This is a genomic window from Sulfolobus sp. B1 (genome assembly GCF_007050195.1).
Classification (GTDB): Archaea; Thermoproteota; Thermoprotei_A; order Sulfolobales; family Sulfolobaceae; genus Saccharolobus.
This window is the reverse complement of record NZ_QIMI01000061.1, coordinates 1-9,580: the sequence shown is the minus strand read 5'-3', so window position 1 is coordinate 9,580 and position 9,580 is coordinate 1. Positions and strand designations below refer to the sequence as shown.

Below are 9,580 nucleotides of genomic sequence, written 5' to 3'. Positions count from 1 at the left end.
AACTACCCAGAGCTAGTCAAGTCTGGGGCAACAGATGACATAATAGTCATGGAGATGGGGAAGGGGAGTAACGTGTACTTAACACCGATCTACAGCGAGGATAGGTTTGATTTTAAGCAAAATTAAGGGGTTTCACTTCCTGGAGGAAATTACAGAGTTTATGAAAGCCTCTCTGTCGGGAAGCTGAGACGTAAAACCCTAGAGTAAACTTTATAGGTCTACTTTACAGTATAATTTTATGTCTGAGGTTGTCAGTTTTAAGGTCAGAAAGGAGATAAAGGAGAAGATGGAGTTATATAGAAACGAGGTTAATTGGTCAGAGGAGTTGAGGAGGTTTGTAGAGCAAAAGATTGCTGAAATTGAGGCTAAGAGGGGGGTTGATAAAGTCCTAAAGGAGTTGAATGAGGCTAACTGGAGCTTTAGAAGGGGTATATCATCAGAGCTCATCAGGGAAGATAGGGATGCTGATAGTTGACGCTTCTGCCCTTACTGCTGTGATATTAAAGGAGGAAGAGTGGGATAAGATATTAAGGCTTTTCACACCAGCCTATTCCATTGACCATGTTATAAAAGAGACTATGAACGCTATATGGAAAATGGCGAACGTAAAGAAACTGATAGACGTTAGGACAGCTCTTGAAATGAAGAGAATACTATTCGACATTTTAAAGGAGAAGACCTTAATACTCTTAAATGAAATGGACTACGTCGAAGAGGCGTTCAACATCGCAATAAACAATAACCTCACGTTCTATGACTCATTGTACATAGCGGCGTGCTTAAGACATGGAGCTACACTAATAACGAGGGATGTAAAACAGGCTGAAGTTGCAGGAAGTTTAGGCGTAAAAGTCGAAATACCTTAATTACTTCCCTTAGAGGTCTCTTTTAAGAATGGTTTAGTTCCATTCAAAGGTTAACTTCCTTTATAGCTAGTTGGTGTCTCTGATATCATCCATATAACTACTAAAGACAGCGTTTAATAATAGACTTGTTAGTAAGATTTAGCTTACTTTTATAAAATTAACTGTTTTTAGAATTTTAAAACATGTTACTTCCAACTTTCACATCTCGTGAACATACTATAGATTACATTTGTAATAGACTTGGCTTTCCCACTTCACTTTCAAGATAGTTTGAAAACCCATCCCTATATTTCAAAATAATGTGAAATTTCCTGACGCCATAACGTAAACATGTGCTCTAAAAATTGGATTTTAAATTTCCTTCTCTTTTCATCGATTTTGATTGCCGGTAAACAGGGTTAGAGACCCTCTAGTATGCTTAAAGCTTTGCCGTCCCCTCCTTGTGAGGTTTTCCTCAACTCTTTCATACTAGAGCTTTCCCTTTGAATTTAAGCCCTAAGTCCTTCAAGTAGATAGCCCTTGGTTCTTCTCCCGTTTCTGATGAGGCTTATCTCGCCCTTTAGGGAGGAGCAATCTTTATGGCTGAAGCTGTTAATTTCGCAACTTTCTTAGTATAATAAAAAGGAAAGGATTTCACTCGTTTTATCGCTTAATCGTCAATAATTATTACTTCTCTTCACTGACCAGTTTTAACATTATCTTCTTTTCTATATTTCTTATGTGGTATAATAGAGTTGAGGGGGAAACGTTTAACGTTTTACTTAAGTCTTCTAAGTTTACTTTTCTGGGGAACTCAAAATAGCCTAGTTTAACTGCGGTTTCTAGTATTTCTTTTTCCTTTTCTGTTAGTTCTACTTCGCTTACTGGTTTGTATTCCTTAGTTCTAACTTCGATATTGATCATTATATTTTTCAAACCTTCCATGATATAGTCTAGGTGTTGGCTAGGTATTAAGAAGTCCCATTTTTCTATTCCTTGGTTATAAGTTGCACCTAGAAAGAATCCGTGGTATTGGTCAATCATTCTGGGTATTGAAATTTTATTCACGTTTTTTATGAAGCTTAGTATTATCTTATCCCTAGAATACTTAGTTGCACTAGTCAAGATAAACACTCTATAAGTTTGCTTCAACCTCTCTAAAAGGGGTTTCCTATCATCCTTGTGGATTAATAACAGCATTCTCAAATAGTTGTCCATCATTCTGAAGTCTAAAACCTTAATCGGGTATTTTAATCTCTCATCGGTACTCCAGCAACCTACATGTACGCCCTTAACTAGGACTCTGACTGGAGAACCTACTACAAATTTCATTATAAATATATTAGATTATACCTTTAAATTTCTTTTTGAAAGGAGGACATGGGAGAAACATAAGGTATAAGTACTAATATCTAAAGGTAAACAAACTTAAACAGAAGTTTTTACTACGTATGGAAAGATTTAATAAAAAGAGGGTTAAAACTAGCCTTTAAAGGTAATGAGGAGTTTACTAAGCGTTAATTAGATCTACTCTGTTCCTATCTAACCATTCCCTAAATGCTTTATACCTCTCCTCTAGCTTCATCCTCATGTATTCCTTGGGGTCAAATCTTTCATTTTGTTGAATTCTTAAAGACTTCACCACGTTTTCAACACTCCCGTCTAGTAATTTCTCCACAACCTCTTTTCCATAGATTTCCTCTAACATGAGTCTACCTTCATAGGTCATCATTGAGAAGGACCACTTAGCAAACTTATCTACGTTTACTATTACGTCGTATTCTGGGAATTCCCTCTTTACCTTGTACTTTACGTTGACTGTAATCAGATCAGCTATGGTGCATTGATTACCTGCCGTAAGTATCATATCAATAGTTATCCTACTGTCGTCTACGTCTATTCTCTTGACTAACCCTAGGTCATATATATTTATGGGAATTTCCGGGTCATAAATCTGTCTCAGTATTTCCACTATCTTATCCTTGATATTCAACTCCTATTCCCTCAAGATACTTGTTGTGCTCTTTCCTTATCTCGTTAACCACCTTGTCGTATTGTTCTCCAAAGATTTGCTTAAACCCTTCTAGGGCTTTATAACTCTCTGGGTACCACTTGTTTACCCACTCTTTTACTACGTTTTTAAGTGAGGGCTCTCTCTGGAAGGCATATTTATATATTTCTGCTATTTGATTCCTATGCCTTATAGCATCGTTGTAGAATGACCTAGAAATGTGTAATTGCATATCATCTCCCATCTTAGCTAACTGATTTGGCAAGTGGACTAATAGTAACTCCTCTAAGGTGAACTTTACGTTTAGTCCAAAGGAAGCTAATGCCTCTCCCCAATCATATGCTACTAGCATTTTTTCTAATACCTCTCTAGCAGGCTGGAATATCTCGCTTTCCTCCCAGGTTTTCCTTGTCTCCTTTCCAAAACCATAGTTTGGATAGACTATGTCGAGCATTTTGATCCTTTGGGCAACTCTTTGAACTCTTCTCATGTGGTCCATGGACATGAAGATGAACGTGTTCACTATTGAACTAGTAGGAGCCATAGTAGCTAAGTAACCTGATTCCATCTGGAAGACGTGCCATATGTATCTTAGAGGATCATAAACGTCTTTGTAAACGTTTAGCACGTCTTCGCTTAAATTCCAGTCGTATTTACTCCTAACAATTTCCTCGTAGAGTTTGTCCAAGAAAGTTTCGTTATCATCTGCCATTGCATTGTATGTCCAGTAAACTAGCTTGTATGGATCTTCATAATCATGCCATTGTCTTCTCTCAAATAGTGGCTTAACAAAAGGTGAGTTGAAGAGGAAGTGTTTATACCACTTCTGTGTTACGTGGTCAGTGCCTAATTCGAAAGGTCCTTTATTGTACACGAAGTTTGGTGATAGTGGGTCTGTCCAATAGCTTAAGGCGTAGGAGACTATTTGATATTCACTGGGTTTTTTCTTACCTAATTTCTTCTCTAGCATTGGCCAAGTACTGTATACCTTCTTGTAACTTGTATACTCTTTATCCCTATAAAATACGCTAGTTTGACCGTTCTTGAAGATATCGCCAAACAGTTCTTTATATCTCTTAGCCCAAGGTAAGTTCTCTACTTCTTTTATCATTCTCTTTATTTCTTCCTCATTTGTACTCATTCACACCCCCTCCAAATACCACTTTATGTAACTCCCAGTTGTAATTATCCTTCCAGCAAAGGCTGATAGTCTGACTTCAACTTCACCCGGAAATCTGACTTCCCTACCGGCTAGCTTCTCTAAAGTACTCTTATTTAATGTTAATTCCTTATCTCCAACCACTCTGATATACGAACCCCTATCCATCACTCCTTTGAAGTTATTTGGGTTATCAATTGCTATAGCCTCGATGATTAGGTAGGAGAAGTCGTCTTTCATTAATACTGGTCCTACCAAATCCTTTGGTAATTCGTTTAACTCTATCTTATACTTACTTAATATGTAATCTAGGTCTATTGTCACTTCTTCCAAAACACATTACACCTCTTATTTATTATACATTCGGAAGTATTTAACTTTAAATTCATATGTGGATACTGAGGGAACTTTAACGTAAACCTTGTTATCATCGACTTTCACTTCCAATTGAAATAGACTACTCCCCTCTGGATTTATGCTCTCTCCCGTACTCGGATCGTATTCCCAAAGGTGGACTGGGCAAGTTATTTTTTCTCCATCAAAACTTGAAGGTTCTAATAGACCTAAGGCATGTGCACACCTAGCGTAATAAGCCTTGAACTCTCCATTGACATTAACAATTAAGATCTCATAACCCTTTACGTTTATTAACTTAGCCTCTCCCTCATAAATGTCATCTGTCGTTATAGTCTCAACGAAGTCGCCCGGATAATCCATCTTACTCACCATCATTTTTACTCCCTCAATTTACCCTCTCTTTCTAACCTCTTTATAATGCTTAGTCTCTCGAAATCGTCCTTAAACAATACCGTGGGTGATCTAGGAGCGTCCTTAGCCTTTTCCTCAACTTCCCTTATTATCCTATAAATGTCATCATTCTGGTTCTCTGGCTTCCACCACTCCTCTTTAGCTGGCCAATACACTAGGACTAGGATATCAAAGGGCTTTATGACATCCTTAACCTTAGCATTGGGGTCTAAGACTTCTCCAGCCTTAGTGGTATCCCCTCTGAACCTTACCATTCTCAACTCCTTATCTTTTTTCCAAACTAGGATGTTAGCTACAGTGGAGTAAAGTGCTTCTGTAGCCTCCTTAATAGTTTGGTTAGCAAAAACGAAACCTGGCAACCATACAGTACCTTCTTCATGGACGTATATAACTGGTATTATTTCCTCGCTCATGTCGATCACTCCAAATACTTTTTAATTCTATTATTGAAATCGGGGTCTTTCTCCTTATACAATAAGGCGTAAGCGTTATCAGTTGGGTCTAAGCCGGCTTCACCGTATTCGGTGTAACCCATGTTCCATATGACCTCTTGTAAGAGTCTCTTAGGATCTTTATAAGCTTCTGGTGTGAACTGAATCATTCCTTCTAAAACCCTCTGAGTGTAAGTCCTACGATTCGCATATCTCTCTGGTTCTTGTTCAAATATCCACTTACAAATGGGCGAGTCAAACGTATAGATCTTTCCTTTATATTCACTAACATATATTCTCAAATATTTACTATTAGTTGGGGCCTGTATCGGAACTTGACATATATTGCATAAGTGTACTGCCGTTACTGGAAGTGGGGATTCCCCATTTAATATCTTATAAATGTATAAATCCCAAACTCTCCCAAAAAACTTCTCCCAGTGTGGATACTTCTGATTTAACCATTTTCTCTCATCGGGAGTTGGTCCCCTAAATCCTATGTTTAATGTTCTTCTCCACGTGTATAAGCCTATTATGAAGTCATGGTGCCAATGGTCTAATTCCAATTCCCACCAATCCCAATACCATGGTCTTCCAATACCTAGATCTTGTAGTATTCTCATGAATTGAGCTCCCACCCACTCCTGCATGAACTCCTTATAGGACATTATCCTAGCGTCTAAAGGCGTTAAGTAGTCCATTGAGACTCCAGTTAAAGGTGCTATTAGCCTAGTGTCAAGCCAGAAGCCCTTCAATATTAGATACTCAGCTGCTTCTCTATATTCCTTACCCCTTTCCCTAATTTTCTTAGCGAATTCTATTGTATTCTTAAACCTAGCTTGCAACGCTTCTGCAGTACTTTTTAGCGTCTGTTTAACCTCGCTTCTAGTAGAGCCTAAACTACCTTCAGAAGACATAATACCTCATTTTCTTATTTAGAGTTTACCTAATAAGTACAATTATCAAAGATTACTTTATAATGACTAGATCAAAACCTTTCTATTTAAAATTTTAGTAATAATGTTCATAATTAACTATATTGGTATCATATCTAACGGAGTAGCTGTTCTTATAATAATTACGGACTGTCGTGAAAGAAGTACTCTATGTAAAATTTCATTTAGATTATCAAAATAATATCTTAGATGAGGCCTTTGAAATATCTGTGAACAAACTAACCTCATTTAGCTAAATCTTTTCTCTAGTTTTCTTCAGCATTAATTACAAATAATGAAGCTAAACTTTCATTGCTTGTAAACAAAAAGTTTAAATAAGCATCAACTTTATAAATTCTTAAGAGTGGTCTAAACATGAAGCCAACTCCACAAGAACCAAGATTACCAACTAGGGACGACTATTACGATCTAGCGAATAGATTAGAGTGGACCCCAAAATATGTTTCTGAGGAGGAATTATTCCCAGTAGACATGCATGGTTTGCCATACTTGCCGATAGACGTGTGGGCTGAAACGTTTGATGCCCCATATAAGGTAACTTATAGAGAATACGTTAAGAACCAAAGGGAGAAAGACACTAAAGTGCTTTCAGTTAGGGACGCTGGAATGAGAGCAGAGTTAGCTAAAAAATTGGACAGAACTTATCATGAGGGGGCTTTCTGCTTCCACATAACTGCAATCCCTATACCAGAATATACTGCGGCTGTAGCTGAAATAAGGGCTGCTAGATTTGGAAAAGCAGGAGAGTGGAGGAACCTATCAGTTTTTGGTGCTATGGATGAAGTTAGGCATGCTCAACTTCAAGGCTTACTATCTCACGATAACATAGGTATTAGTCCTAAGTTTGCTCATGCCCATAAGATGTTCTGGATAGATGGATGGCTTCCAATAGCTGCTAGGAGCTTCTTTGACGATGGTATAACTGGGGCTAATGCGATAGAATTTGACCTTTTAGTCCCATTCGCCTTTGAGACAGCTTTCACTAACTTGCAGTTTGTCGCATATGCAGCGATGGCTCAGGGGGCAGGTGATATAGTGTTCTCTACTGCAACTTCGAGTATACAGACTGATGAGGCTAGGCATTCACAGATAGGTCATCCAGTGTTAAAGACTATGGTAGATTTGGAGAAGATTTCTAAAGAATTAGAGAAAAAGATATAATTTTTTTAAAATTTTTTCTTTTTACCACCATCTTGATATTATTACTTTTCTGTCTGTGAAGAAGTGTATGTAATCGTCTCCTCCTTGTCCGTGTAGGTCGCCGAAGTGGGAATCCTTCATCCCCGCGAATGGGTACCAGGCTATTGGTTGTGCTATTCCTATGTTCACTCCTATGTTCCCCGCCTTTACGTATTTCTTGAACTGCCTCGCATGTTTACCATTACTAGTAAATATTGACGCTGCGTTGCCGTATTTGCTTTTGTTTATAATTTCTATTGCCTCATCTATGTTGTTAGTCTCTATTACACTGGCTACTGGTCCGAATATTTCTTCTTGGGCTATCGTCATTGATGGTTGTACGTCATCAAACACTGATGGGGCTAGGAAGTTTGTCTCTGGGTAATTTCCTTTTATTCTAAATTGTCTCCCATCTAATACCAGTTTTCCTCCTTCAGATATCCCCTTCTCTATGTAGTTTAATGCCCTATCCTTGCCGTCTTTACTATTCATAGGTCCCATGTTTACTCCCTCATCTAATCCATATCCTAAAGTGTAGTTTTTAGCCTCGTTTATGAAAGCTTTTAACACTCTTTCATGGTTTTCCTTAAATACTACTAGGTTAGCTGCTGCTAAGCATCTTTGTCCTGCGTTTCCATAAAATGCCTCTACAGTGTTTGGTATTGCCTTACTTAAGTCCGCATCTGGCATTATTACTACGAAGTTTTTCGCTGAAGCTTGGGCTATAACTCTTTTTCCATAAGAGGCTCCCTTTTCATAAACGTATTTTGCTATTTGTGTTGTTCCTACAAATGTTATTCCCTTTACTCTATTATCTTCTAATAGTGTATCAACAACTTCCTTATCTCCGTGGATTAGGTTAATTACTCCTGCTGGTATTTTTACTTCTTCGTGGATTATTTTCATTACTTGGGTGAAGGAGTTTGGTGTCCTAGGGGATGGTTTTATTATTATTGTATTACCAGTTATTATGGCGTATGGTAGGAACCAGAATGGTATCATTACTGGGAAGTTGAATGGTATTATTGAGGCGAATACTCCTAGAGGCTCATTTATTAACTCCTCATCAATGTCCTTTGCTATGTCTAAATTGTTCTTTCCCATTATCTTATATACTCCCCCTATTGACGCTTCAATGTTATCTAATGCTCTTCTCAACTCTCCCTTAGCTTCACTTAATGTCTTCCCGTGTTCTTGGGTTATTAATCTAGCTATCTCGTTCTCATGGGATAATATGGCTTCTCTCATTCTGAAGAGGTATTTTAATCTTTCAGTTATTGGTGTTTCACTCCAAGTTTTGAATGCTTCATATGCTGATTCTATTGCTTCCTTTGTGTCCTCCCTAGTGGAGAATGGTACCTCGGATATTTTTTCCAGCGTAGCAGGGTTTATTACGCTCTTATACTGACTTCCCCTACTCTCTTGAAACTTCCCATTTATGTAATTCCTTAACCTTATGTCTTGAATAGACATGTTAAAATTTAAATGGTAAGACAAAGTTATAAACTTATCTAGTATGCAATAATAGAGGCTTACCTAAATAAAGAAAGTAATGAAAAATATTTTTATACCACGAATAAAAGTTAATACATCAAAACACTTTCAGAGGAAAGGTCATAACAGTTTATATTTTAAAACTTTCTCTAATATTAAGGTTCACCATAAAAAGGGTTTGAGGAAATACCTCAATAATTGACGTATATTGCCTTCATTCTAGTGTAGAAGTTTATTGCCTCTTCTCCTAACTCCTTATAAATATCATTACCAGAACCCTTGAATCCACCATATGGAACCCATTGGTCTAATTCGCTAGTCGGTCTATTCACCTTAACCACACCTGTCTCCACCTTGTTAGCGAATCTCATTATCTCCCCTATGTCGTTACTCACGATTTCAGATACTAACCCATATTCTGTGGAGTTGACAATGTCAATAGCCTCGTCTAAACTATCATAAACCATTACCGCTAAGACTGGACCAAATATTTCCTCCTTAGCGATCCTCATGTCCTTACTAACATTATCGAATATTGTAGGCTTAACGAAATAACCAAAATCAAACTCCTCACTACCCCTAATAGGCTCACCACCATAGACTAATTTAGCACCCTCACTCTTACCAACCTCAATATAATTCAAAACCTTCTCAAACTGCTCCCTACTCGATAAAGGACCCATTTGAACGCCTTGCCTTAAACCATTACCTATGATGGTGCTCTTAAATTTTTCTAC

Annotated in this window: 12 protein-coding genes; 3 read left to right on the top strand and 9 right to left on the bottom strand. The window is 37.7% G+C overall.

Annotated features, from left to right (window positions below; all coding sequences use genetic code 11):
* Positions 1 to 238: 238 nt before the first annotated feature.
* Positions 239 to 475: a CopG family transcriptional regulator gene (locus tag DMP16_RS05635; protein ID WP_069284464.1), complete on the top strand. Its 237-nt coding sequence runs from the start codon at positions 239 to 241 to the stop codon at positions 473 to 475.
* The gene (locus tag DMP16_RS05630; RefSeq protein ID WP_069284463.1) at positions 462 to 866 is read left to right on the top strand and encodes a type II toxin-antitoxin system VapC family toxin; all 405 of its coding nucleotides are present in this window, start codon (positions 462 to 464) and stop codon (positions 864 to 866) included. The genes DMP16_RS05635 and DMP16_RS05630 overlap by 14 nt, the downstream gene beginning before the upstream one ends.
* 666 nt (positions 867 to 1,532) lie before the next feature.
* Here DMP16_RS05630 and DMP16_RS05625 read toward each other — a convergent pair.
* From DMP16_RS05625 to DMP16_RS05595, 7 genes are all read right to left on the bottom strand, one after another.
* On the bottom strand, positions 1,533 to 2,177 hold the full coding sequence (locus DMP16_RS05625; RefSeq protein ID WP_069284462.1) for a helix-turn-helix domain-containing protein: 645 nt from the start codon (positions 2,175 to 2,177) through the stop codon (positions 1,533 to 1,535).
* Positions 2,178 to 2,355: 178 nt separating this feature from the next.
* Positions 2,356 to 2,838: a metal-sulfur cluster assembly factor gene (locus tag DMP16_RS05620; RefSeq protein ID WP_231961176.1), complete on the bottom strand. Its 483-nt coding sequence runs from the start codon at positions 2,836 to 2,838 to the stop codon at positions 2,356 to 2,358.
* Positions 2,822 to 3,997, bottom strand: coding sequence for a toluene monooxygenase (locus DMP16_RS05615; RefSeq protein WP_231961174.1), 1,176 nt, complete (start codon positions 3,995 to 3,997; stop codon positions 2,822 to 2,824). Before DMP16_RS05615 ends, DMP16_RS05620 begins: the two co-directional genes overlap by 17 nt.
* Positions 3,998 to 4,339, bottom strand: a complete 342-nt coding sequence (locus tag DMP16_RS05610; protein ID WP_069284835.1) for an MmoB/DmpM family protein — start codon at positions 4,337 to 4,339, stop codon at positions 3,998 to 4,000.
* Positions 4,340 to 4,363: 24 nt separating this feature from the next.
* On the bottom strand, positions 4,364 to 4,747 hold the full coding sequence (locus tag DMP16_RS05605) for a Rieske 2Fe-2S domain-containing protein (RefSeq protein ID WP_231961172.1): 384 nt from the start codon (positions 4,745 to 4,747) through the stop codon (positions 4,364 to 4,366).
* A gap of 2 nt (positions 4,748 to 4,749) precedes the next feature.
* Positions 4,750 to 5,196, bottom strand: a complete 447-nt coding sequence (locus DMP16_RS05600; RefSeq protein ID WP_069284461.1) for a hypothetical protein — start codon at positions 5,194 to 5,196, stop codon at positions 4,750 to 4,752.
* Positions 5,197 to 5,201: 5 nt separating this feature from the next.
* Positions 5,202 to 6,131 (bottom strand): YHS domain-containing protein, encoded by a 930-nt coding sequence (locus tag DMP16_RS05595; RefSeq protein WP_069284460.1) that lies wholly within the window; start codon positions 6,129 to 6,131, stop codon positions 5,202 to 5,204.
* Positions 6,132 to 6,524: 393 nt separating this feature from the next.
* On the opposite strand from DMP16_RS05595, the gene DMP16_RS05590 reads away from it, so the two are divergent.
* Positions 6,525 to 7,331 (top strand): toluene hydroxylase, encoded by an 807-nt coding sequence (locus tag DMP16_RS05590; RefSeq protein ID WP_069284459.1) that lies wholly within the window; start codon positions 6,525 to 6,527, stop codon positions 7,329 to 7,331.
* Positions 7,332 to 7,352: 21 nt separating this feature from the next.
* Here DMP16_RS05590 and DMP16_RS05585 read toward each other — a convergent pair whose 3' ends face one another.
* Positions 7,353 to 8,822: a CoA-acylating methylmalonate-semialdehyde dehydrogenase gene (locus DMP16_RS05585; RefSeq protein WP_069284458.1), complete on the bottom strand. Its 1,470-nt coding sequence runs from the start codon at positions 8,820 to 8,822 to the stop codon at positions 7,353 to 7,355.
* A gap of 212 nt (positions 8,823 to 9,034) precedes the next feature.
* Positions 9,035 to 9,580 (bottom strand): aldehyde dehydrogenase family protein (locus DMP16_RS05580; RefSeq protein ID WP_143576961.1); only part of this gene is annotated, 546 nt, incomplete at its 5' end.